This is a genomic window from Mucilaginibacter oryzae (assembly GCF_003148845.1).
GTDB lineage: Bacteria > Bacteroidota > Bacteroidia > Sphingobacteriales > Sphingobacteriaceae > Mucilaginibacter > Mucilaginibacter oryzae.
Genome location: NZ_QGHA01000009.1, coordinates 50,338 through 75,175, shown reverse-complemented (window position 1 = coordinate 75,175; position 24,838 = coordinate 50,338). Strand labels below are relative to the sequence as shown.

Annotated in this window: 21 protein-coding genes; 8 read left to right on the top strand and 13 right to left on the bottom strand. The window is 43.8% G+C overall.

All coding sequences use genetic code 11. The annotated features are described in order from the left end of the window. Nucleotides 1–2 precede the first annotated feature (2 nt). The 3 genes from LX99_RS19855 to msrB form a co-directional block, all read right to left on the bottom strand. Nucleotides 3–656, bottom strand: coding sequence for a TetR family transcriptional regulator C-terminal domain-containing protein (locus LX99_RS19855; RefSeq protein ID WP_109609416.1), 654 nt, complete (start codon nt 654–656; stop codon nt 3–5). 186 nt (nt 657–842) lie between these two features. Continuing rightward, nucleotides 843–1,511, bottom strand: coding sequence for a peptide-methionine (S)-S-oxide reductase MsrA (msrA, locus tag LX99_RS19850; protein WP_245927968.1), 669 nt, complete (start codon nt 1,509–1,511; stop codon nt 843–845). A 14-nt stretch (nt 1,512–1,525) separates the two neighbouring features. Continuing rightward, nucleotides 1,526–2,029 carry a peptide-methionine (R)-S-oxide reductase MsrB gene (gene msrB, locus LX99_RS19845; RefSeq protein WP_109609414.1) on the bottom strand — a complete coding sequence of 168 codons (504 nt, stop codon included), beginning with the start codon at nt 2,027–2,029 and terminating at the stop codon, nt 1,526–1,528. A 388-nt stretch (nt 2,030–2,417) separates the two neighbouring features. On the opposite strand from msrB, the gene LX99_RS19840 reads away from it, so the two are divergent. Both LX99_RS19840 and LX99_RS19835 read left to right on the top strand, forming a co-directional pair. Further along, complete coding sequence (locus tag LX99_RS19840) at nt 2,418–3,146, top strand: DUF4397 domain-containing protein (protein ID WP_170122749.1); 729 nt, start codon at nt 2,418–2,420, stop codon at nt 3,144–3,146. Between the two features lie 170 nt (nt 3,147–3,316). Continuing rightward, nucleotides 3,317–4,096 (top strand): cytidylyltransferase domain-containing protein, encoded by a 780-nt coding sequence (locus tag LX99_RS19835; protein WP_109609412.1) that lies wholly within the window; start codon nt 3,317–3,319, stop codon nt 4,094–4,096. A gap of 119 nt (nt 4,097–4,215) precedes the next feature. Here the strand turns inward: LX99_RS19835 and LX99_RS19830 are convergent, their stop codons facing one another. Together LX99_RS19830 and LX99_RS19825 are read right to left on the bottom strand one after the other, a co-directional pair. Next, on the bottom strand, nt 4,216–5,040 hold the full coding sequence (locus tag LX99_RS19830; protein WP_109609411.1) for a hypothetical protein: 825 nt from the start codon (nt 5,038–5,040) through the stop codon (nt 4,216–4,218). A gap of 282 nt (nt 5,041–5,322) precedes the next feature. After that, nucleotides 5,323–6,207 (bottom strand): alpha/beta hydrolase, encoded by an 885-nt coding sequence (locus LX99_RS19825; protein WP_109609410.1) that lies wholly within the window; start codon nt 6,205–6,207, stop codon nt 5,323–5,325. Nucleotides 6,208–6,386: 179 nt separating this feature from the next. On the opposite strand from LX99_RS19825, the gene trxA reads away from it, so the two are divergent. After that, on the top strand, nt 6,387–6,683 hold the full coding sequence (gene trxA / locus LX99_RS19820) for a thioredoxin (RefSeq protein WP_022832633.1): 297 nt from the start codon (nt 6,387–6,389) through the stop codon (nt 6,681–6,683). Between the two features lie 170 nt (nt 6,684–6,853). Here the strand turns inward: trxA and LX99_RS19815 are convergent, their stop codons facing one another. Continuing rightward, nucleotides 6,854–8,086, bottom strand: a complete 1,233-nt coding sequence (locus LX99_RS19815) for a serpin family protein (protein ID WP_109609473.1) — start codon at nt 8,084–8,086, stop codon at nt 6,854–6,856. Nucleotides 8,087–8,237: 151 nt separating this feature from the next. Here LX99_RS19815 and LX99_RS19810 point away from each other — a divergent pair, with 151 nt between their 5' ends. Continuing rightward, entirely contained in the window at nt 8,238–9,476 is a 1,239-nt protein-coding gene (locus tag LX99_RS19810; protein WP_109609409.1) for an alkaline phosphatase family protein, read from the top strand. Nucleotides 9,477–9,698: 222 nt separating this feature from the next. Here LX99_RS19810 and LX99_RS19805 read toward each other — a convergent pair whose 3' ends face one another. From LX99_RS19805 to LX99_RS19785, 5 genes are all read right to left on the bottom strand, one after another. Next, complete coding sequence (locus LX99_RS19805) at nt 9,699–12,251, bottom strand: phosphocholine-specific phospholipase C (protein WP_109609408.1); 2,553 nt, start codon at nt 12,249–12,251, stop codon at nt 9,699–9,701. Between the two features lie 149 nt (nt 12,252–12,400). Continuing rightward, nucleotides 12,401–13,570 carry a TIGR03364 family FAD-dependent oxidoreductase gene (locus LX99_RS19800; protein ID WP_109609407.1) on the bottom strand — a complete coding sequence of 390 codons (1,170 nt, stop codon included), beginning with the start codon at nt 13,568–13,570 and terminating at the stop codon, nt 12,401–12,403. A gap of 60 nt (nt 13,571–13,630) precedes the next feature. Further along, complete coding sequence (locus LX99_RS19795; protein ID WP_211319060.1) at nt 13,631–14,977, bottom strand: DUF5690 family protein; 1,347 nt, start codon at nt 14,975–14,977, stop codon at nt 13,631–13,633. A 5-nt stretch (nt 14,978–14,982) separates the two neighbouring features. Continuing rightward, nucleotides 14,983–15,669, bottom strand: a complete 687-nt coding sequence (locus LX99_RS19790; RefSeq protein ID WP_022830032.1) for an HAD-IA family hydrolase — start codon at nt 15,667–15,669, stop codon at nt 14,983–14,985. Nucleotides 15,670–15,822: 153 nt separating this feature from the next. Beyond that, complete coding sequence (locus tag LX99_RS19785; protein WP_109609406.1) at nt 15,823–16,401, bottom strand: helix-turn-helix domain-containing protein; 579 nt, start codon at nt 16,399–16,401, stop codon at nt 15,823–15,825. 283 nt (nt 16,402–16,684) lie between these two features. On the opposite strand from LX99_RS19785, the gene LX99_RS19780 reads away from it, so the two are divergent. From LX99_RS19780 to LX99_RS19765, 4 genes are all read left to right on the top strand, one after another. Further along, entirely contained in the window at nt 16,685–17,263 is a 579-nt protein-coding gene (locus tag LX99_RS19780) for a phosphonate degradation HD-domain oxygenase (protein ID WP_109609405.1), read from the top strand. A gap of 145 nt (nt 17,264–17,408) precedes the next feature. After that, complete coding sequence (locus LX99_RS19775; RefSeq protein WP_109609404.1) at nt 17,409–19,985, top strand: outer membrane beta-barrel protein; 2,577 nt, start codon at nt 17,409–17,411, stop codon at nt 19,983–19,985. Between the two features lie 66 nt (nt 19,986–20,051). Then, nucleotides 20,052–21,272, top strand: coding sequence for a DUF5977 domain-containing protein (locus LX99_RS19770; protein WP_146203171.1), 1,221 nt, complete (start codon nt 20,052–20,054; stop codon nt 21,270–21,272). Between the two features lie 255 nt (nt 21,273–21,527). Next, the gene (locus LX99_RS19765) at nt 21,528–22,373 is read left to right on the top strand and encodes a metallophosphoesterase family protein (protein ID WP_109609402.1); all 846 of its coding nucleotides are present in this window, start codon (nt 21,528–21,530) and stop codon (nt 22,371–22,373) included. A 209-nt stretch (nt 22,374–22,582) separates the two neighbouring features. On the opposite strand, the gene LX99_RS19760 is transcribed toward LX99_RS19765, so the two are convergent. Both LX99_RS19760 and LX99_RS19755 read right to left on the bottom strand, forming a co-directional pair. Then, nucleotides 22,583–23,563 carry a Gfo/Idh/MocA family protein gene (locus tag LX99_RS19760; RefSeq protein ID WP_109609401.1) on the bottom strand — a complete coding sequence of 327 codons (981 nt, stop codon included), beginning with the start codon at nt 23,561–23,563 and terminating at the stop codon, nt 22,583–22,585. A gap of 176 nt (nt 23,564–23,739) precedes the next feature. Continuing rightward, nucleotides 23,740–24,813: a hypothetical protein gene (locus LX99_RS19755; protein WP_031267297.1), complete on the bottom strand. Its 1,074-nt coding sequence runs from the start codon at nt 24,811–24,813 to the stop codon at nt 23,740–23,742. Between the last annotated feature and the right edge of the window lie 25 nt (nt 24,814–24,838).

Sequence of the window (24,838 nt, the reverse complement as noted above, 5' to 3'; positions counted from 1 at the left end):
TATTAAAATCCCATCCTGTCTTTTATCCCGCCGTTTTGTACCAGAAATTTTCCGTACTCCAAAATGTTATCAATCGGCGAGCGCTGAAACAGATCGAAGGTTACGTTAATGCCTTTTTCAATGGCTTCATCGGTTTTTTCAAAATTTGCCGAGTTATCGTTGATCCAGAAGTTCAAAACAAATACAAACTGGATCCATAGGGCATCTTTATATTTTTTAGAGAAGTATTTACGGTCGCTCAGTTCGGTGCTTTCTATGCCTTCTTTCAAAATTTCATCGGCAAAGCTTTCAAAAGTTTCCTTCAGGGGTACAAATACCTTTGGTGTGGTAAAACCTTTGGGTTGTTTTTTAACGCTGTAAACGGCAAAACTCCGGTTGTTTTTTAACAACTCGAAAAAGCCGTAAAAAAACGACAATGCTTTTTCGCGCGATGAATATTCGGCCCATACTTCCTGCGCGCGGATTTCGGACAAGGTTTTATCGGCCAGGCCCGACCAAATGCCCTGCTCCACGGCTTCAAACGATCCGTAAAGCTGGTAAAATTCAGCTTCGGTCATCTGGTTCTGCTTCGCGAAAATGTAAACCGATTTGGGTTGTTCGCCCTCGGTAAGTACATAATCAATATACGCGTTCTGAATGCTTTCGGTGGTTGCCATATCAATTCGGGTTTAATTTAGTGAGTTAAAGGTACGACAGTATTGTTTAATGCCGCCACAAATGATCTCATTATAAGGTCATTTTATAAAATTGAACAGCGCTTTAAACAAAAAATACCGCCATTTTAACAGGCAGTATTCATTAATGTTTTGATACAGGGTTAAGGGCGTACCACTCCTCATATTTTAATGCTGAAACTCCCGTTTCAGCTGGTTGTACATCGCCTTGCGCAGCTTTAGTACTTTAGGCACCGATACCTGCTGAATATAGAAACTGCCCGGATGTGAGCAGTAATACCCCTGGTGATAACTTTCGGCAGGATATAAAACCTTGTAGGGTACAACCTGGGTAACTATAGGGTTGCTGTAGTGGTGGGTGGCGTTAACCTTTGCAATTACTTTTTCCAGCGTTTTCTTCTCATCGGGTGTGCGGTAAAATGCTATCGATCGGTAGTCGTCGCCAACATCAGGCCCCTGCCTGTCAACAGTTGTGGGGTCGTGGGCGTAAAAGAAAGCTTCGGCCAGGGTAGCATAACTAATCACCGAAGGGTCGTAATACACCTGTACCGATTCGGCATGGCCGGTTTCTTTACCGCATACCTCTTCATAAGTAGGGTTTTTAGTGGTACCGCCCGCGTAGCCAGATACCACTTTGGTTACACCTTTCAATTCTGATAAGCCCTCTGATAAGGCCCAGAAGCAGCCTCCTGCAAAAGTGGCCACCTTCTGGTTTTTGGCGGGTTCAGGTAGTGCGGCAAAACCCGCACCACCCCTGCTGCCCTGTGTTTGCGCATTGGCACAACCAAACAGCACCAGCAAACCAAGCAGGCAGTTATTCAATTTTTTTGTCATCATTTTTAAATTAAAGGTTACCTGGCGGCCGGTATAAATTTAAAAGCGTACGAATCCATGCAATAGCGTTTGCCTGTAGGCGCTGGTCCGTCGTCAAACACATGGCCCAGGTGCAAACCGGTAGCGGCTTCAACCACTTCATCGCGCACCATACCGAGTGATGTATCGCGCACTATTTTGATGGCCCCAGGATCTATCGGTTTAAAAAAACTTGGCCAGCCGGTACCCGAATCAAATTTGGCATCCGAGCTGAACAGCGGTTTACCAGTCGCGGCGCTTACATAAATACCTTTGGCGTGATTATTCCAGTAGGGGTTATGGTAGGGCTGCTCGGTGCCCCGGTTCACTAAAATTTCGTAAGCTTCGGGCGATAGCACCTTTTTCCAGTAGCTTGCCGGTTTGGCTTGCGGATACGTTTTGGTATCGGCGGTTTTGTCGTTATCGGTATGGGCATTACGCTGGCTGCAGGCGTTGATTGCCAGCAGTATAAAAGGCAGTAATAACAAATTTAACTTTTTCATATCCACTTTGTCGTAATAACAGTCAAAACCTTACAAAAGTTATTGATCTGAATCAGAATTATCTGAAAATCAATTTATGGGAGTTGAATAACCTTAAACTCATTTTAGCCTCACCTAAATCCTCTCCAAAGAAGAGGACTTTAAGAAACAATGCGCTCCCTCTCCTTTGGAGAAGGCTGGGGTGAGGCTCTTTCATTTAGGCGCTCCCGGCTTACAAAATACGTTACCAAAAATTAAACGGTTTTCTGTTCCGGCGTATAATAAAATAAAAGCCTTTACGTAACTATCATAATCAACAAGCGGTTAATTTTTTTTAACCCTGAGTAGCGTAATGCCTGCTGATTACGTAAAGTTAAAATATCAGTTTACAACCCATATTTTATATTTTATGAAAACAGTTCAGCAAAAATTAACACAGCGGGCAGGCATAATCGGGATGATGTGTTTGCTGGCGGCAACACTAAGTTCATGCTTAAAAAATGATCATCACGATTATGTTGAACAGCCCGTAGCGCTTGTATCGGTTATCAACGCTTCGCCCGATGCAGGTGGTATCGATTTTGTTTTGCAGCCCAACAGGGCCAATAACATCCCTCTCCGTTACGGTTATGTGCTGGATTATCTCCGCGCCAATCCCGGTAAACGCACCGCGAGTTTTTACGATGCTTCTTCGGGCCAAAAAATTGCCGAAGATACCGTTACCCTCGCCGCTAAAAAACTATACTCGTTATATGTAGCCAATGTTGCCAACGCGGCCGGTAAACGCGATGTTATTTTTGTAACCGACTCCATCAAGCAACCTGCCGCCGGTATGGCCTCTATCCGTCTGGCTAACCTGAGCCCCGACGCAGGCGCGATTGACCTGGTGACTTCAAAGGATTCGGTATTGGCTACCAACAAAGCTTACAAGGGCGTTTCTGATTTTGTAAGCATCAAGGCGGCCTCGAACTACACACTCAACATCCGTAGAAAAGGCACCACAACCGTATTGGCAACACTTACCAATGTTAACCTGCGCGCAGGCTCGGTGTACACCGTTTGGCTGCAAGGCCTGGCTGCCGCAACAGATTACAAAAAGCTATCTGCCGATATTCAAAACAACGTTTATTATTATTAAGTTTCCTTTACCTATGTTGCAAAGCCCGGCCATGTATTGTGCCGGGTTTTGTTTTTTTGGAGGTTAGGATGTTAACAATTTAATAATGTAAACTTCGCCATATTTAAATGTTGCCGTAATACATTTAGCGCGATTATAATTAAAAATAAACCTCAAATTTTCCGGAGATTATGGTTGAGAATGTAGTGATAGTTGTACCTGCCCGCATGGCTTCGAGCCGTTTATATGGTAAGGTAATGTTGCCGGTGTTGGGCAAAAGTTTATTGGCCAGGATGATTGAAAGGCTGCGCATGATTCAGCACCAGGCCGAAATTGTAATTGCCACCACCGAAGGTGCTGAAGATGACGTTATAGTAAAAGAGGCGGAAAGCCTTGATATTCCGTGTTACCGGGGCAGCCTTGTAAACCTGCTCGACAGGCAATACCAGGCAGCTAAGCTTTTTAATGCCAAAGTGGTTGTAAAAATACCTGCTGATTGTCCGCTGATTGACCCCCGCATTGTTGATAAGGCACTGGAGTATTTTTTTAGCGAAAGGTTTGATTATGTAAGCAACCTGCAACCGGCCACTTATCCTGATGGCAATGATGTGGAAGTAATGACGATGGCCTGCCTGAAGCAAGCCTGGGAAAATGCAGGCCGCCCAAACAACCTGGAGCATACCTCGCCTTTTATTTACGAAAATCCGCTGATTTTTAATATCGGCAACATCACCTGGGAAACCGGCTTAGATTACAGTATGTCGCACCGTTTCGGCATCGATTATCCGGAAGACTATTATTTTATTGAGCGTGTTTTTAAAGAGCTTTACCCGGTTTGCCACCGCTTTTCGTGCCAGGACATTATTAACCTGCTTAAGCTCAAACCCAATATCTACGAAATCAACGCGCAATACAACCATGTAAACTGGTACAATAAGCACCTGACCGAGCTGAAGCCCGTACTGGCGTAGGCTGAACCCCGGGCAGTAACCGTTATGGCTATATTAGTTTCATTATACCGGTAAAATAAGACGCCGGGACTTTGATCAAAACTTCAGTATCCCGACGTTTTTAAACAATATGAATTTTTTTAAGCTTTTTTAAAGCCCTTAATAACAAAGTTGCTTACCATGGCTTTAGCGCCGTTCTGGTACTGCATAGGGCCGCTGATGTACAGGTTTTTGGCAGTTGTTGGTAAAAAGGCAATGGTATCGGCCAGTTTGGTTTGATCAAGATAAACCACCATCCTCTCGCCATCCACAACTATAGATACGTGCATTTTGCGGTTGGTAAATGTGGTGAGGTCGAAATTGCTGTTCAGGTATTTGCTTACAAATTCGCTGTTTACCGATACATCATCATTGTTATAATATTTAAGCGCTACATAAGCGCCACTGCTGCTGGTGTAATCGCGCACGCTGTTATCCGTTACAAAGCCAAAGTTAACCGGGTATATATCGCTGATCTTATCGGCGGCGGTGAGGATATCAAATTCAACGGTAAAATGTTTAGGATAAAAAAGCTGTTTGCTTAATTTATAGGTAGCCTGATCAGCCAGGGTAAGCCATTTGCCGCTTTCGGTATTTACCGATACGATGGTTGCCGAGCCATTGGTTTTAAATGTTTTGGTTGAAGCGCCTACGGGTACGCTTGCAAAATCCTCAGCAAATAATACGGTATCGCCAGGTACAAAGTCAAAACCCGAGCTGATAATAATCTTCGAGCCTTTGTTTGCCCCCGCGTTTGAAGAAGATGTGTTTGTTGATGATGTTTTTTTATCAAAGGCTTCGCTTGCTTTCTGGGCGGCTTTGTCTTTTGCTTTTTGAAATAAACTGCCAAACTGCGCGTTGGCTTTCAAACCCGCTGTTAAACCTGCCACCGTTAATAAGCCGGATATTAATGCTTTGATTTTCATAAATGCTAATAGTGTTTAAGTTTCAAATGCTTAAACATAAAAGAGTACCAACTGTTTGTTTTTTTATTAAAAATATTGCGCAAAAATTAACAAATCTATGTTTTTAATTACTAATCAGGTATTTTAACTTATTACAGGTGGCTTATCATAAAGTTAATTCCATCTGGATACTGCTGCGCCAAACCCAACCCAGGGCTTTAATTTATTACTACCGCTATAAAGCATTTATCAGGATAGCTAATAACCTCGAAACAGATTATTACTCACCAAATGCATCTTTGACTAATGCACCTTCATCCTTTTTGTCGGGGCCGGGTGCAGGTAATTGTTATCTTCCAGCCAATCGGCCATGCGTTGCGACCACGAACTAATTGTTTTTAGCTGGGATCGGTCGCCCATATTAAAACCATGGTCGCCCTTAGCGTAAAGGTGCAGTTCTACAGGGATCTTTGCTTCACGGTAACGCTCCAGGAGTTTTATTACAGAGGGTGAGCAGCAGGTATCATCATCAGCGGCCAGCAAAAATACAGGCGGTGCGGCGGCCGGCAAACTGTCGGGGATATAAAGCGGGCCCGGATAGATCTGGATCAGGAAATCTGGCCGGGAGTTTAGCCTGTCAACCGGGTCGGCACCTTTTGGATCGCCTTTGCCCTCGCCATAAGCAACCAGATCCACCACCTCGCCACCGGCCGAAAAGCCCATCATCCCTATCCGGTTAGTATCTAAACTGTAGCGGGCGGCCAGGCTGCGTACTAAGCGCATAGCCCGGTAGCCATCCTGTTTGGCATGCACGTCAATTTTATACGGCGATGTCGAGTCGCGGCCCAAACGATATTTTAACACAAAAACAGTAACCCCTAAATTATTGAGGTACCTGGCCGGGGCTACACCTTCGGCGTTATAAACCAGCAACCTATGGCCTCCGCCCGGACACACCACCACAGCCGCGCCGTTAGCCTTATCGCGCGGTGGTAAAAATACCGTGAGCGATGGGTTATGAATATTTTTAACCCAGTAATCTTTAGCCTGCTCGGGTTCATCGCGGCGGTTTTCAAAACCAGGCGCGCCGTTTGGCCAAAGCGGAATAACGGTCTCCTGGGCTAAGCCGGTGGCTGGCAAAAGGAGGATAACCAGGCACAAATAAGCCAATTGTTTCAAATGGATCATGGGTTATATCGGTTTTTGAGTTAATTGATAGCCTGAATGTCATATTACCATATGCACCCGGTTGCTGATAAACTTTTACCTAATTTAATGGTTAATTTTGATATTAAGCAGCAATGCGAAGCCGTGGTTTAAAAGGCTTCGGCACAATTCATTAATCAAAAAAAATCAAGATAGATATCATGGCAAATTTCCAGGAAATAATAGCTTCAGAGATCCCGGTGCTGGTCGATTTTTCGGCCGAGTGGTGCGGACCTTGTAAAATGATGCCGCCCATACTGCACGATGTAAAGAACGCCCTGGGCGATAAAGTGAAGATCATTAAAATAGACGTCGACAAAAACCCGGCGGCGGCAAGCGCTTATCGCATACAAAGCGTGCCCACCCTCATGGTATTTAAAAAAGGCGAAAGTAAATGGCGGCAAAGTGGTGTGGTACAGGCCAGGCAGTTGCAGCAGGTGGTTGAGCAATTTATATAAATCACAACTCACGTTAAATTGATGAACCCCGGCGTTTTTAACGCCGGGGTTTTTAACGCCGTTTTTTTGTGGTATTCAAATAAGCCGCACAACAATTTTCAAATTATCTGCAGGGCTTTGATGGCGGAGTGCTTAGCATTTCGCGCCATTCCGTTGATGGAGTGACAGCCTCAGTCGCTCAACGTAGGGTTATTTACTATCCCGGCAAATAAAATCAAACCTGTTTTCATTTCCCTGATAGCAAAAATGAACGGCTTGTTAAAAACATTGGTAGGCGGCGCGGCTGTTGCTACCATGCCAACTTCTGTTACCGCGGCGGCTTCTGTACCGTCTTCATTAACGTCAATATAAGCTTTGTGCTTCACCTCACTGATCTTTAATCCGCCGCCCGCATTAATACGGGAAAAATCAGCCAGGTCGCTGAAGGCCACGCTCATGCCCATCGATTTTAACATATCATTCAGTGTGATATCATAGCTGAATTTAAATTTCGGGATGGTAATATCCGCTTTGGCAGCGGTAAGTTTGCCCATCAGTAAGTTCCATTTGGTTGGGTTGAGGGTGTTGATATAGGTTTTCAAATCGCCGTCGGGCATTACTAATACCATGCCGTATTTATCATTGCTGTAGGGCAATTCAACCACATTGGTGCCATTGTCGTACGCTTTTTTTAATTCTACCGGCCTGGCCGTCATGAAATTGGCCTGTACAGTAATGTTATCCGCAAGGGCAAAGGGAGCCTTATAAGTTTGTTTCGCGTCAAAACGCGTTTTCCAGCTGCTTTTAAAATAAATGGCGTTAATCAAAAACATCCTGGCCCCGTCCGGCATCTGGTCAAGTATTTTCGGGATCTTGTTGTTGGTTTGCTGGCTTACCCAATTGTTAATGGTATTTAACGATGCGGTTTTATCATTAAAATTGAGCGATTGTACCTCGGCGTTATAAAAATCGGTATTGGTTTTTAAAAAGGCAGGCAACACGGTATAGCTGTTGGCATACCAGATGGAATTGGCTATTTTTATTGTGGTATTCGGATCAAGCAGGGGCAGGTTGGTAACCAGGTTATGGTGATAGGCGTTTACCTCATCTTCGGTAAAACCGTCAAACTCCATGGTTTTGCGGATCCCGGCAAGCGTTTGGCCACTGGCGCCGTTGCCGGTCATACCTAAGGCGAAGCTTACGCTTAAGGGTGAAATAACAAGATTTTTATCATTGCTGATCACAATGGCGTTTGCTTTAAACAAGTTGAGCGTAAAAGCATTTCCCGGACCAATTTGCTGTTGTTCGGTTGCGGTAAGTACAAGGTCTTTTCCTTTGTCTTTGTTATCGGGGTTGTTACCACTTTTTTTGCAGGCCGTGATGGCGGTGGCAAAAAGAAGAAATAGAGTAAGTTTACGCATCATGATTGTCAGGTTTATTACAGCCATTACGGTGGATCAGATACTTATGCTACATCTCAATAAAAATAAAGCAAATTAAATCATAACAATTTTTTAACCCTACGCTATTTGTTTACATGTAGTTTAGCGGCACTTAACATTCTATTTTAAATCGATGCAAAAACTATTTACAACTGCTGTTTTCTGCCTGTTGATGCTGGCGGGCTTAAACATGAAGGCGCAAACCCGCAAAGCTGTTTTTATCATTGCCGATGGTATCCCCGCCGATGTGATCGAAAAACTGAATACCCCCAACCTTAAGGCTATAGCTAAGCAGGGTACTTATCTCCGCGCCCATGTGGGTGGCGAAAAAGGCGGCTATTCGCAAACGCCCACTATATCGGCCAATGGCTACAACAGCCTGCTTACGGCCACCTGGGTTAACAAGCATAACGTTTGGGGAAATGATATCAAAGCCCCTAACTATAATTACTGGAATATATTCAGGATGTTTAAAAACGCTTATCCTGACAAAAAAACAGCTGTATTCAGCAGCTGGACAGATAACCGCACCAAGCTGATAGGCGATAAACTGCCCGAAGCCGGAAACATCCACCCCGATTATGCTTATGATGGCTATGAACTGGATACCGTAAAATTTCCGCACGATAAAGCAAGCAATTACATGCACCTGATTGACGAGCAGGTTGTAAATTCGGCAGCCGAATGTATCAAAACCAAAGCGCCCGACCTGTCGTGGGTTTACCTGGAATATACCGATGACATGGGGCACAGATATGGCGATAGTCCGCAATATTATGACGCCATAGAGAAAATGGACGCGCAGGTTGGCCGCATCTGGGCCGCAATACAATACCGTAAACAGCATTTTAAAGAAGACTGGCTGATTTTCATCACCACTGATCATGGTCGCAGCGAGGCCAACGGTAAAGACCACGGCGGCCAAAGTACCCGCCAGCGTTCAACCTGGATGGTAACCAGCTACCGTCCGCTAAACAATTATGCTAAATACTACACGCCGGGTATTGTGGATATCACGCCATCAATCAACACTTTTCTGAATGTAAAAGTGCCCGTGGCGCAACAACGGGAAATGGATGGGATCTCACTGATTGGTGCGGTATCAGTTGCCGAACCTATGGCCAACTATGTTCAGGGTTCGCTGGATATCAGCTGGAAAGCCTTGGATGCCAAAGGTGAGGTGAAGATCTGGGTTGCTGCCGATAATGCTTATAAAGAAGGCAAGGCCGATGAATATAAATTACTGGCTACCGTACCGGTAACTAATGAGCATGTATTGGTTGACGTTAAAAACATGCCATCAAAATTTTATAAAGTAGCTATTGAAGGTGCCAATAATACGGTGAACAGGTGGGTAGTGTTGGATAAATAGTTTGAAAAATTGCCTAAACCCGAATTTTTAGAATTTAAAAACGAGCAGAAGGACAGGGAAATCCAATTCTATAAATTTTCAAAATTCCTTAAAATTCGAGTTCAGATAACTCAAACTGTATATCCTCTTTCCTCCAAAATAAAAAAGCCGGACTCAAAGCCCGGCTTTCTCTTATTCTGCAAATTCTAAAATTCTGTAAATTCTGATTCAGACAATCTGCCTTCAGACAGCTTTACCCATTAACGGATCGGTATAGCCATGTTTGCCGGTTTCAACCCGGCCTGCAAAGCGCCTTTCAAACCTATCGGCTCCTTCAACCTGAATACCGAAATCATACCAGTTATGGTTTTTACTTAAATCTACAAGATGTACGGCACTATTTTTAGCATCTACCGTTAATTTGCGATCGGCAGCTTTGTATCCATGATCTTTCAAAACTACGTTATAAGCTTTGGCGCTGTTGTTTGTGATCTTCAACAACGCGTTACCTGTAAGCTTGCCCGCAACCTGTTCGTATTCGCAGTTGATGTCAAGCATTGGGTCGGCAGCGTTACCCCGGTATTCGCGGTAAAAGCCGTTAGGGCCGTAGGTGCGCAGGTGGTATTCGCTGTTTTCAAACTCATGCAGCGGCCAAACATCGGCTAATGTATCACCGGCTTTGGCGGTGTAAGCCCAGGTGCGCAGCGGTTCCATTTTTTGCGCATCGGCCAGGGTGGCGTATTTACCGGGTGCATATACGTTGAATGGCGAACCTAATGCTTTTGCTCCAAATGCCTTATTGCCGGCAGTAAACTTAACCTCGAACGATTTTTTATCGGCGCTCAGTTTACCATCCGCGTAAAGCTCGTAAGCCAAAGCTGATGACTGCTTGATGCCTTTTTCCTGTTGAGGCATGTATGGGGATGAATGCGGATCCAGGTTGATCTGCGCGATCTCGTCTGCGGTAAGCAGCTTATAATCTGAAGGCAGTTTTTTAAACTGGGCTTTATGGATGCTCTCTAAAAATGCTTCGCGGGGTACAAATTCAGGGTTTTCTATCTTTTCGCCGTTATATGGGCGGAAAACGCTTGATAGATCGCCGCAAACGGTACGGCGCCATTCGCTGATGTTAGGCTCAGTTACTTTTTTGCCTGTTTTATGGCTCAAAAATTTCTCCAGAAATTGAAGTGTTGAGGTATGATCAAACACTTCTGAGTTTACCCAGCCGCCGCGGCTCCATGGCGAGGCGATCACCAACGGTACGCGGAACCCTAAACCGATAGGGCTTTCACGATCAAATACCTCGGGGAAGTTGTTGCGTGCTTTTGCCTGCTCTGAGGTCACAAATTCCACGCTGGCATCAATACCTTCAGAAACCTTGCCGGTACCTGGTTTATGCGGATTAGGGGCCGAAAACGGCGGCACATGGTCAAAATAGCCGTCGTTTTCGTCATAAGCTAAAATAAATATTGTTTTTTTCCATACCTCCGGGTTCTGGGTAAGGATATCCATTACTTCGGATACATACCAGGCGCCATACCAGGCCGAACTCGGGTGGTCTGAAAAATGCTCAGGAGCAGAAATCCAGCTTACGGTTGGCAGTTCGCCGTTTTTTACGTCGGCACGGAACTGGTGCAATACATCGCCTTTGGGTACAAGTACCTCGCGCTCGGTACCATCGTCGTTATATTTCAACGGTGTTAATGCGCGGTAATGCGGATCGTTGGTGTTGGTTACAAAGCCTTTTTGGTGCAGGTTTTTTTCGCGCTGCGACAGGCTGGCAAATTTGTTAACGTCAACAGCACCCAAATCTTTTTTGATTTGTTCCAGGTCGCGCTGCTTTTGTTTCAGTTGTTTTTGCAGGTGATCGATATGGGCGTCGCCTGCGGGCAGGGCCGCTATCTGTTTTTCGAGCGCTGCTATTTCTTCAGGCAGTTTAGCCGATTTTTTTTGCAGGTTAGCGATGTACTTATCATACAGCTTAATATTATACTGCCCGAAAAACTCCAGCGGGTTATCCTGGAAGTTTGATAGCCAGGGGTCTTCTTCGCCCTCCAGCCCGGTATCTATGGCAACTTCGTTCTGGTAGTGCTTCCACGAAATGTTATGGTCTTCCAGGCGCTCGGGGAAGGTGGCCCAGTTCAGGGTGCCATAATCCATGTCGTCATTCCAAACGTGGGCTAAGGAGTTTTCGTGCTGCTCGGCACGGATGGTGCCGCTCCAGAAATAGAGCCTGTTGGGGTTGGTGCCTGTTAACGATGAGCAAAAGTTTTGATCGCAAACGGTAAAGGCATCAGCTAAAGCATAGTAAAACGGAATATCCTCGCGGTTATGGAAGCCCAGGGTAAGGGGCATGTTCGAGTATTCTTTAATACTGTTCTTTTTTACATTAAGCCACTGGTCAAACTTACCGTCGTTACGGGCATTAACCTGGTTGCTCCATGAGTGCGGCAACGAACTCATCCAGGTGGCTTTGGTATTTTTTATATCCAGATGGAAAGGCGCGTAGGTTTCCCCTTTTTTGTTTGATTGCAGCCATACCTTGTTTTTGTTTGGCAGATCGATAACGCGGGGGTCGTTATAACCGCGTACACCTTTCAGCATGCCGTAGGTATGATCAAACGAGCGGTTTTCCTGCATCAGGATCACGATGTGCTCGGCATCCAGGTAAGTGCTGCCCGGCGCCGGGTTAATGGCCATCGCCTTTTGAATTGATTCGGGTAAAATACTGGCAAGGCCGGCCGCGCCGGTTAATAATGCCGCTTTTTTTAAAAAGTCTCTCCTTGAATCAGACATATTATTTGAGGTGTATTTTGTTCATGGTTCATAGTTCATGGATCATAGCTGATGGATCGTAGATCATGGTTGATAGTTCATAGATTATGGTTAATGATAAATTACAATTATCTGCGATGAACCATGATCCATGAACTATGATCCCGAATTTAATTATCCTTCCTCGCTGCAATCACCTGTTCGCACAAACCAAACGACAATGTCATGCCGTTGCCGCCCATGCCGTTAATCAGCGTTACGCCGGGTTCAACATCTGTAACCAGTTCGTAAGCGCCGTTGGTCATTTTAGGGTAGATGCCGTGCCATGATTGCAGCATTTTCCAGTCTTTAAAATTGGCGAAGGTATGTAAGTATTCAATTATCAAATTATTAATAAATTCTTTATCGAAAGGATCATGAACCAACCCGTACTCGTGCGAATCGCCGATGGTTAGTTCGCCGCTGCCGTTTTGCGAAACCATGACGTGAATGCCCCATTTAAGGTGCGTGGCATACTGCTCTTCATACCGTTTGCGCAGCGCGGGTAACGAGGCCGCCGCCTGAAAGCCCGGATAATGGATCATGGATAAGCCGCCGCATAATGACGGTCCTATACGCCATCCGTCAGGCTGGCTAACCAAACGCATCATCTGCAATTTACATTTAGTAATCTGCGTTTGGGCAAATAATTCTGGATAAAGGGTTTCAAAATCGGCGCCGCTGCAAACGTAAATTTCATCGGCCTCCCAGCTTTTGGCGCCTGAACTTACTTTGGGGTGTTCGATGCGGCTGATGGCCGTGTTCCAATGAAATTCAACGCCGAATTTTTCGGCAAGATAAGCAGCCACCTGCCCGATGGCCACACGCGATTCAACAATCATTTCCTCGCCGCTCCATAAAGCGCCTTTTAAACCATTTGTATTAATAGCCGGTGATTTGCTTAGCGCCGCCGCCGGATCAAGTACCGCGCAATCGCGGTGCATGTGGTTTACATCAACATATTCCTGTATCGCCTGCAACTCATCATCATGGTAAGCAAGGTGCAGCGAGCCTACTTCATTATGCCAGATATTTGCCTCGGTACATATGGTTTTCCAGATGCTTTTTGAAAGCATGGCACGTTCAAACATGGGCCCTGTAGCCTGGCCTATAGGCCAAACCATCCCGAAGTTGCGGATAGAGGCCCCCACCGCGCGCTCGTTACGCTCAAACACGGTTACCTTGTAGCCACGAACGGCCAAAGCGCGGGCAGTAGCTAAACCTACTATACCAGCGCCTATAATGATGGCATGGCCCCCCTGCCTCCCGGAGGGGGCGCTTTTATTAGTATTATCGCTCATTAATATCGTTTTTATATAATGATGTTTTTGACTCAGAACTACAGACTTATTATTTGCAACTTATGACTGCGGACTTATTACCCCGAAGCTTATCCCATCGCTGCCGCCGTCATTCTGTTCAATTAACTTTTTTTTATCACGGGCCGCGCTTTGTAAAAAATAGATCAGCGACAGCACACCGCCGATACTGCCTACCAGGGCCACAACCATTACGCCCTCCTGGAAAAAGGCGCCCCAGCTAATTGATGGCCGGCCAAGTTCTTTTACCAGGAGCACACTTACACTGCCCAGGTACCCCATCGAATCGGCTATGTACATAATGAAACCAACGTTGCTTTTATAGTGAAACGAGGCGATCATGCGCTCAAAAAATATAGCGTTGTAAGGCACATAACCCATGTACAGGCCAAGGCCAACGCAGGTCATCCAGGAGGTGGGATCCATCATTTTCATCCCGAACATGGTGGTTGATACACCCACCAGCACGCAACCGCCGATGATCATTAAATGGATAATGCTGAAGGCCCGCAGGTTTTTGCGTACCAGGATCAGTAAACTCATCGCCACCAATACTACCAGCGAAATTTTAATATCGGTAGTAGTGAAAACGCTGTTGTCTTTAACCCCCAGGCTGGCCCAGATCTCTACTTCAAAGTTATCACGTACATCGCGCATGATGGTTAGCAGCACATAAACAATGAGTGTAAGTATGATGCCCGGTAAAAAGCGTACCACAAACTGCCTGCGCTCGGCAGCGTTCATGGGGGTGCGTTCGGCGCGTAAACTGATATCTTCGGGGGTGGGAGGGGGGATTAGTTCCATGCATCCCACAAAAAATATCAGTGGCAACGCAAACAACGCCCCTGTTAAAAAAGGCATAAAGTACTCATTTACATGAAATACATCTATCAGGTTTTTGCCCTTGGTTTTTACAAAGCCCGATGCGAAGATTAAACTGATGGAAAGTACCGATGCCATAAACTCGGTTGAGCGGCGGCCTTCCAGGTACCCGAAAACCAGGCCCCAGATCAGCCCTAACGGAAAGCCGTTAATAAACAGGCATATAACGCCCCACGGGGCAGGTACAAAGGCAAAGGCAAGCAGCGCCAGCCACGCAATGCCTATTAGTGTTAAAATGTAACGAGCCCTGGTTTTGCTGTTTACTTCGGCAATAAATTTAATGCCGTAAAACTTGCTGGCCATATAACCTATTACCTGGGCTATCACCAGCCAAACCTTATAATCTATATGAAAAAACTGGTGACCGGTATACGTACCCGCCGCGAAAGCCTTTCTGAAGGCATACATGCAGGTGTAGGTGCCAAATGCCGAAACGGCCGCTAAAACTGAAACCAGCGCGTAAGGCCATGTGGCAACTTTAGCACGCAAACCGTCAATCAGCCTCATGTTGCTTATTGATTTATAATGTCAATTACCTGTGCAATATCGTCAATAATATGGGTTGGATCATAGCCGGCCAGTTCATCGCGTGTAAAAATTCCGGTGGTGATACCTATCGAGTATTTGCAGCCCGCGTTCTGGCCTTCGCGCACGTCAACCTCGGTGTCGCCAATTTTGGCAACCTCAAGGGCATCGGTAATGCCTGCCTCCTGCATCATTTTACGGATCATGAACGGATGTGGACGACCCAATTCAACCTCGTCCGAACCAACTACATAATCAATCAGCCCTTTTTCGCGCCATTGCAGGCGGGTAACAATAGTATCGGCAATATCGCGCGAAAAGCCGGTATTGATACCTACTTTTACACCTTGCCCGTGTAGTTTAGCAAATGTTTCCTCCACATTGGGTAGGGCTTCAATGCCCGGCTCAAACCGGTAAAATTTTATCATTTGCTGTACAAATTCTTTATGGATGGTGTTTACCAGTTCGTCGGTAATTTTAGCCGTGTCCGGCTCATGCTCGGCCAGCATCTTGCGGATGGCTAATGTTTTTTCGTAACCCATTAAAGGGTCTATTTTAGCTAATTCAACGTCGTAACCAGATAATTGCATAGCTGCCCGGAAGGCTTTGCTTACCTCATGATCGTCTTTTACCGTAGTGCCGGCTATATCAAATACCACTAATTTAATGCTCATAAAAAGAATGTAATTGTTTAGCAATACTAAACTTTTTTTATTAAAATTGAACTAAATTAGTGTTAAGGTTGTGTGAAGAAGAAGTTTTAAGTTCAAAATAGCAAGTCAAAAGTTTTAAGTCCAATTTCAAAAGACTTACAACTTTTGACTTACCTATTTCTTCTCCTCAAAAAAATAGATCACCAGCATGCTGGCCTTGGTATCGCCGGTGTTTTTTGGGGTGTGGGAGATACGGCCGTCAAACAGCATGCTGTCGCCCTGGTTCAGGATGATGATATCATCGTTAAAATGATAGGCGATCTGGCCGCTGAGGATGTATTTATATTCGAAAGCCTCTGTTTCTACCATCGGGCGGGTGGCATCGGGCTCCAGTTCGAGAATAACTATATCAACCGTACTTTGAGTTATTGATTGCGTGAAAATGCGCTGATAGTGAAAACCGGTAGCGTGTTCTTTTTCAAAATGCTCGTACTCATGCTTGCGCTTGATCAGGATTGGTGGTTCATCGGTTTTTGAGCGGATATCTTTAAAAAATTCGTTCAGATCTATCTCAAGCGCTTTGATAATATCGATCAGAACGATAAGCGAAGGAATAGTGCGGCTGTTTTCAATTTGCGAGATCAGGCCTTTACTTACGTTGGCTCTTACGGCAAGTTCCTGTACGGTGATGTTTTTTTCGCGGCGGCGTTCTTTAATCCGGTTACTGATCTGTATCAGTATATCTTCTTCCATTATATATAGTGTATAGCAGGTTATTGATGCGCAAAGTAATTAATAAGGGTATTTATCCAAAATGATTTTTTGCGGGCCGGATTATCCCGGGTTCACGTTGAGCATAGCCCGGCTGTTTCTTTTAACATTTTTTTTAACATAATGACGTAAGGCTTAATTATTTATTGTACGGTAAAGCCAGGTTTTTAAAACAGCCGAAACTAAGAACAGCAGGTATATTTCATAAACATTTAATATTTTCATAACAGGTATCCTTTTTATTTGCATCTAAATTTTTACAATCATGGCACAGTATAACCCGAAAGCAGTAGTAGAGGAAGTTTTTTCATTATATGAGCGATTTGGTGATGCCGACTATATAGGCGAACCGGTTTCGCAGTTGGAGCACATGTCGCAGGCCGCGGCATTGGCCGAAGCCGAAGGCTATGATGAAGAGGTTATACTGGCGGCTTTTTTTCATGATATCGGCCACCTGTGTGCTGATGCCGAGGAAGCCGGGAGCATGGACGGCATGGGCAACGTTGATCATGAGCGCCTGGGCGCCGATTATTTGCTTGAACGCGGGTTTTCAGAAAGGGTTGCCAACCTGGTGCAGGGACATGTTATTGCCAAAAGGTACCTTACCTATAAATATCCTGAATATTATAACCGCCTTTCGGAAGCCAGCAAAGCCACGCTTGAATTTCAGGGGGGCGTAATGAGTGCAGATGAAGCAGCTGATTTTGAGCTTAACCCCGATGCTGAACTGATTGTAAGGCTACGCTACTGGGATGATATGGCCAAAGAAATGAACGTGCCGGTAAATAACATCGATCATTTAAAACAAATGGCGCTTACCCATCTCCAAACGGTAAACGCCTGACATATTCTGTTAAGTTTTTGTAATTAAACTATAATTGCTTTGTTACAAAACACTCACTATAAAGGATGAATTTTATCTTAAGCTAAGATTTTTATGAGAAGATATTTTCTCTTAGCCTTAAAATTACAAGTGCTCTTATTTTAATATGGCTAAAATCTACGGTGTCATATTAATTTCTATATCGATATTTTGCAACAACGCATTTGCCCAAAATATAAATGTTAGAGGGCGTGTAAGAGATAAAGAAACCAGTATAGGTTTATGTAACGTAATTATCAAGCTTTATAACCGTGATGCCATTGTGTATAGCACCGCTAGTGATAGCTTAGGATATTTTGGCATCCCTCCGGACTATTATAAACAGGGAGATCACATTGTAATTCACAGTTTAAATTTTGATGACCTGTGGGTAAAAACACTGCCTCCTATAAATGCGGCAAATCATTTGTTAGGGGTTTTTGATTTAATAAGGCATAATATCCAGCTGCAGGACATTAAGATTAATGCCAAAAGGCGTTATCGCGATACCACAAAGATTGATCTTTCGAATGAGAAGTTTGAACGATCAGTAATGATCGACGATCTGTTTTCAACAAGGGGATTTTATAAAGATAGCAAAGGAGAACTTTATTTTAATGGCAGGCATGTATCTGATATCATGGTTAACGGCGGTGATTTTTTTGGTAAAAAAAACATGGACATTTACCAGTTGCTGCCTGCTCTTGTATTGGATAAGATAGAAGTTGTTGAAACCAATATAGATGACCAAACCAATACCACCACTCAGGATCCCACTATCAGGATTAATCTTAAACTGAAAGAAAAATATAACAAAGGGGCTTTTGGTAATGCCAGTACCGGTATGGGCACGGCAAAGCGGTATCTTATTGGCTCTGATATGTATACTTATAAAAATAAAGAGCAGATCTCTTTTGGCTTTAATACTAACAATATTAATATATCCGAACTACCTGCCGTTGAACCGTTGATCAGTTTTTCGGCTAACGGTAATAATTCCATCACCCATAACGCAAAATTTTCATACAGGAATATACTTTCGAAAAAATTGGAGATCAGCTTTTCGGCAAGGGGGAAAATTGATCACAGAGATTACCTTTCGGATGTTGAACGGCAGGAGGAAAACACAAACCAGTTTTCAAAAATAATCAATCAATCAAAGACCAGGCAGATCGGAATGCCAGAAGCCAGGCTGATTTTGAATTACAAGATAGATTCATTAAACACTCTAACATTTATCCAAACCAATAATCACATTAAAACCACCCAAACCGATCTTTCAAATTATCAAATCAATGTTGGCGAGATAAATACAGTTTCGAACTTAAACAGATCGCAAAATATCGTTAATAATACATCACTGTCAGAACTGTCATACACGCACAAATTTGCTAAAGCGGGTCGTTCATGGAACATTGCAATAAGCAGGCAACATATAAGTATTGAAAATAACGAATCAGACAGTGTTTATAATTTAACCGGGCAGCTCACGAAAGCTTATTTTGTTAAGGGCGACAGAAATTCGGGTCAAAATACATTTAACATCAGCACCGCCTTTACCGAGCCGTTAGGTACCGAGGCATATATCAACATGTTTGCTAAGTATAGAAATGATGAAATTGATTACCATCCCAACATTATTAGCGATAGTCTGAAAAATATACAGAATACTCCTCCTGTTGCTATAACTAACCAATACATACAAACCGGCATAAAGCTTCAGAAAATGCTAAAGAGATTCGCCTTCGACGGTTCATTGCAAGCTTTGTTTAATATTAGACATGCTTCGACGATGGGTAACGTTCAGCGTTTTACAGTTCTTAATATCAATGCTGATGCTAAAGTTGATTACAAGATTGATAATAAAAAAAGTTACAGTATCAGTTACAAAAAAGTAACCAATTACCCGGTACCCGCTCAGCTGATTAATATTAATAATTCCTTTGACCTGATATCGCAAATCTCGGGTAACCCCGGCATTAAACCGGAATTGAAAAACAGCATCAGATTTGATTATAATATAAATAAATCGGGTACTGAAAGCTTTAATTTAACCGCCGGTTTTGATGCGTATAGTAATAAGTTTGGGCAGGTGATCAATTATTCGCCCAATACGCCGCAAAGCGTTTATGACACCAACCTGGGTAACGCTAAGGCTGCCACAGCAGGCTTTTCTGTAGTTAAAAATATATCCGATAAAATTTATTTGAACTATAGTGGTAACTTTTCGTACATAGAGCAACCTACAATTGTTAATAGTAAGCTTAATTTAAATAGTGGCGTAACCATCAATCAAGCTTTAACAACCGGAAAAGAGATTATCAAAAACATACTATCAGTAACGCCCACGTTTGCCACCAGTTACAGTAGATACCTTTATGAGTCATCAAGCATCAATATGCTTACGCTTACCTACTCTGATAAATTTTCATTTACGGCGTTTAAATTTCAGCTCGAGCTTTATCCGCTAATAAATTATAATCACAGCATCAGCACTACTACTTCTTTATCTGTGAACGGGGCTTTAAAACGTAATGTATTTAAAAAGTACGGAACAATTTGGTTACAGGGTTATGATTTGTTTAACTCTTTTAAGTATAACAACAATTTTATAGGCGCGTCCTACACACAAACAGTTAAATATTCAAATATCAAAAGATACTTCATCATGGGCTTAAGTTTAAGATTTAATAACATCAAATAAGTGGTTATATTAACATTACCCACCTACCTTGCTGCTGTAAATTCTAAACATAAAAATCACATTTACATGAAAAAAATTTTTTTACTATGCAGCATCATTATGATGTATTGCTTTTCAGTTAATGCCCAGGGAATAAGCCCCACTTCCGCAACTATCAATTCTGGAGACGATGTAACGTTTAAAGCGACAGGCGAAAGCAGTATCGGGTATTTCATCATTCTTACTTCGGCGGTGGTAACGCCACCGGGCTCACCGGTTACTGTAACAGCTGATGGGGGCGTTACTTATTATGATAAATTTTCGTTAAGCCCAACAACATTTAAATACAAATTTGTAAACTCATCAACTTCGGCGCAAACGGTTTTTATTACATTCACATTTACAAAAAATAACGATGTTAACGGCTCCCAGGATGATCAATACAGAGTTAGTACAACAATAACTGTAAATGGAAAGGTTACCGCACCAACCATATTTTACAATGATGCCCAATCCCGTACATTTAATAATACCACCTGCGGGGCAGGTTATGCATCAGATCCATATACTTACACAGTAGCTAAAAATAAGTATTCTTCTACCATATCTGTTGCCGATGCCAATGCTAAGGCTATAGCCGAGATAAATGCTAACGGTCAAAACGCGGCTAATGCTAATACAACTTGTAAATTAATATTGTATAACGAAGCGCAGTTTGGCGATTTTACAAGAAATAATTGCGGTTTAGGCTCAACAGGTACAACCGTACGATATATAGTGCCTGCAAAGAGGTATTCCAGCTTAATAAGTGTTGCCGATGCTAACGCGAAAGCGGTGGCCGATGTTAATGCCAATGGCCAGGCTAACGCTAATGCCGGTGGTACTTGTAGCCCGGTTACTTATGTAAGATTGGAATACAGCAACCTGCAAACAACCAACACCGGTTTCGAGATAGAGAAGAGCGCGACTTTAACCATCAAATTTTACCAGGATGCGGCCTGTACCCAGCCATTAGCCATAACAAGCGATATGGGTGTTATTGTACAACAGACCGCTGTACGTACAGAATCTACTATAAATCCTAACGGAACAACAACAAGTAATACTACATACAACGCAACAGCAGGTACAAATAATTACTCATTAGGGTTTAACTTTATAAACATTTCGCCTGTGTCCTCATCGCATGGCGACCATGGTGGCGGCACCACTCCAACAGGCAGTCATGGTATTTTGTCATATACTTATACTGTATTGGCTAATAATAATCTTTATTTCCCTGTTGCGTCTACCCCTCCTAATTTTTAAAATGAAGTAAATCATCAATAGCGTTTGATCAATCTGCAAATGATCCATAATCGTTATAAATGAAGGCCTCCCAATGTAAATTGGGGGCCTTTGTTTTATTAAATAAACCATGAAAACAACATTGCTGATTGCCGACTCGTTAAGGCCTTAAGTGTATTGCTGGTATTAAGAAACCCGAAGAGCAAACTTCAGTTTATGTCTTTTCTTAACCCTCAATTAACATCCACAAGGTATCTTTATTGCAAAACAACAGCTATGAGTACCCGTCGTGATTTTATCGGAACCGCCTTAACCGGCGTTGCTGCTTTGAGCCTTTTACCGGCAGTAAATACTTTTGCCGCCGAAAGCAATCATTACAGCCGCATCACCGATAAAAAGCTGAAACTGAGGTTTGCCCTTGCTTCTGATATTCACTATGGCCAGCCTGATACCGATTTTGCCCTCAACACCGGCAACATTGTGAAATGGCTTAATGAAGACCATCAAAAAAACAAACTCGATTTTGTGATTGTAAACGGCGACCTGGTACACAACCGCCCCGATTTGCTGCCCGAAATCAAAACCAAGTATCTTGATAAATTAAATGTGCCTTATCACACCATACCGGGCAACCACGATTTTGCCAATGCCGACGTCTGGAAAAATGCCTTTGGCTATGAAGATAAATACACGGTTGAGTTTGGTGATATCGCTTTTGTACTGGCCAATACGGCCGACACCAGGGGTACCTACGTTTGCCCCAACAATGCTTTTATCAAAGCCTCTCTTGATAAATTTGCAGACAAAAAGATAGTGTTTGTGGTTTTACATATCCCGCCCATCAACTGGGCAAAGAACGATGTTTTTGTGGATTGCCCGGAAACCATAAACCTGCTGCATGCTTATCCAAATGTGAAGGCGGTATTTCACGGGCACGATCACCTGCTTGATGGTGTGCGTTATACCGGTAAATTACCGCACTTTTTTGATTCGCATATTGGCGGTAACTGGGGCACCGATTACAAAGGGTACCGGATAGTGGAGGTTGATGAACAAAACGCTATTTACACCTACCAGGTAAACGCGAGCCAAAACCCGGTGCTCAACTCGAATAAGTTTTAATTTAATTTCGTATTTGGGAGTTGGGATTTCGGATTTTTATTTTGAGGGATTACACCGATTTTTTTTGATTTCACCGATTTTCGCTTTTGATGATTTTGATTTTGTTTAAACCGGAATTTATCAAATTAGGAATTAACAGAACGCCGGGCGAATTTGATGAATTCTAATAATTACCCCAAAATTTAGGTTCAAACAATATTCTGTTAATTCTAAAATTCTGTAAATTCTGATTCAGACGGAAATCTCAACCCAATCTGCGCACGTGCCTGGTCAATCATCCCTATCATCTGCCTTGATAACTCATGGGGTAGGATAGGGCTTTCAGTTTTTCCCTGTTTAATCAAATCACAAAAATGGATGATCTCGTAATTGAGGCCGCCTGCTGTAAACGGCTCGTCTAAAACTACGGTTCGGCCATCAAGGTAACTGATGGTGGCCTTGGCCGGGTTCCACCAGTTTTTATGGATGGTTACATGGCCCAAACTGCCTGCTATAAGCGCGTCACCTTTACCATGCAGGTCAAAGCCGCAATACAATTGCGCATAACCGTTCTGGTGCAGGGTTTGAAAAATGGCGAACATATCGATCCCCGTCTCGCCAAAGCGGCCCATGGTTTGGATCTGCTGCATGGGGCCCAGCCAATCGAGCGCTAAAAACGCTTCGTAAATGGCTATCTGCATCAGGCTCCCACCAACCAGGCCGAAATTAAAATTAGGATGATCGGGCGGGCAATCAGCAACGGCCGATCCGGCACGCACATACCCGATAGGCCCGATCGGGTCGATAAGCAAATAATCCTTTAGTCTGGCGTACAGGGGATAGAATGGCGGTTTCATGCCTTCCATAAACAGTAAACCCGTTTGTTTGGCAACAATCAGCACTTCATCCAGTTCGGCAAGGTTTACGGTAACAGGTTTTTCGCAAAGTACATGTTTGCCCGCTTTCAAGGCGGCAATGCTGTAAGCCGCATGGCTATCAGGCAGGGTGGCTATATAAACAGCGTCAATATCGGCGGCCAGCAGTTCCTCAACGCTGCGGCATGCTTTACCGCCATATCGGGTTACAAACGCGTCAACAGTTTCGGGCCTGCGTGAGTAGGAGGCAACCAGTTCAACATCGGCAACGGCAGCAAAGCCCTCCATAAACCTTTGCGCTATGCGTCCGCAACCTATTATTCCCCATTTTATCATAAGTTCGAAGTCTTTAGTTTTAAGTCCTTAGTTCGAAGTCCTTAGTCTGAAGTTCTAAGTCTTTAGTCTCAAGTACTAAGTCAAGTATATCGTTTTAAAAGTAAAAGTCCCCGACAAATAATAATATTACCTGCCAGGGACTTTCGGCTAAAGACTTCAGACTTAAGACCCAAGTCTTATTGATACTGAATGTAAATCGGGTATGGTTTATATCTTGATAAAACCTCTTCCGGTGTTAACATGTGGTGAGGGGCTTTTTTGATATCGTTTTTGTAAAACAATTTGAAGCCTGTAAACTGTACCGGTTCCTGGTTAATGAAATAGCGGTAAGTACCTGTTTTCAGATCTGGTTCGCCCCAGCCGTCCATATTCATCACCAACTGCACTTCAGGATGCAGTTTGATGTTTTTGTAGTTGGTCACCATTTTTTTAGTAAAGCGGTGTACTACCAGGATTTTTGGCGGCAGGCCGTTTTTCTTAACTATTTTGGTCAGGTAGTCTGACACATAGTTAATGTCGTCAGCATCGTAGGTGCCGATTTTTTTGCCCGGGTGGGTTCCGTCTTTCATCGAAAACTCGGGGTCCATACCAAAGTGTACCTGCGGCATTTCCAGGTATTTTTCAAGCAGCGGTAACTCAGCGCGAATGTTGCTTAATGCTACCTGCACATCTAAAAACACAATGGCGTGTGCTTTTTTAGCTAACACCAATACGCTGTCAATCTGTTTAAAAGGCATCCGGTAACGGAACTTGCCATCTTTACCGCCATCGCCCTGGGCCACTACCGCGATGTAGTGCAGCGCAGGCTGAACCGGGGTTTTAGGGTCTGCCTTTTCCCAGTGTTTCACTTCGCCTTTAAGTTTGGCCAGCATTTCGTTTGGCGGCAATTCGCCCAAAATGCCCATCTTTTTCGAGTATAGGTTACCATAGTAAGCAACCACGCGTTTAAAAGGTAAAATAGCGCCGCCAATAGGGTAAGGCGTATTTTTTACGGGCCACCTGCCGGTGGTATCGCCATGCGCGTTAAACTTCATTAACGAATCGTACAGCTTTTTATCGATAGGGGGATAGTTGGATTTTTTTACGCTCAGGGTATCCGCAGCTTCGGTCTGTGCGGAATCGCTTTTGGCTCCGGCGGCCGTTTTTTTACCATCAGTTTTTTTGTCGCCGCCATTTTGCGAGCAGCTGTTGAATAATAAACCCAGCGACGCGGTGAATGCTGCCGAGAGTACGAGCGTTTTTAATTTCATTGTTTTTAGTGTTCAGTAAATGCAG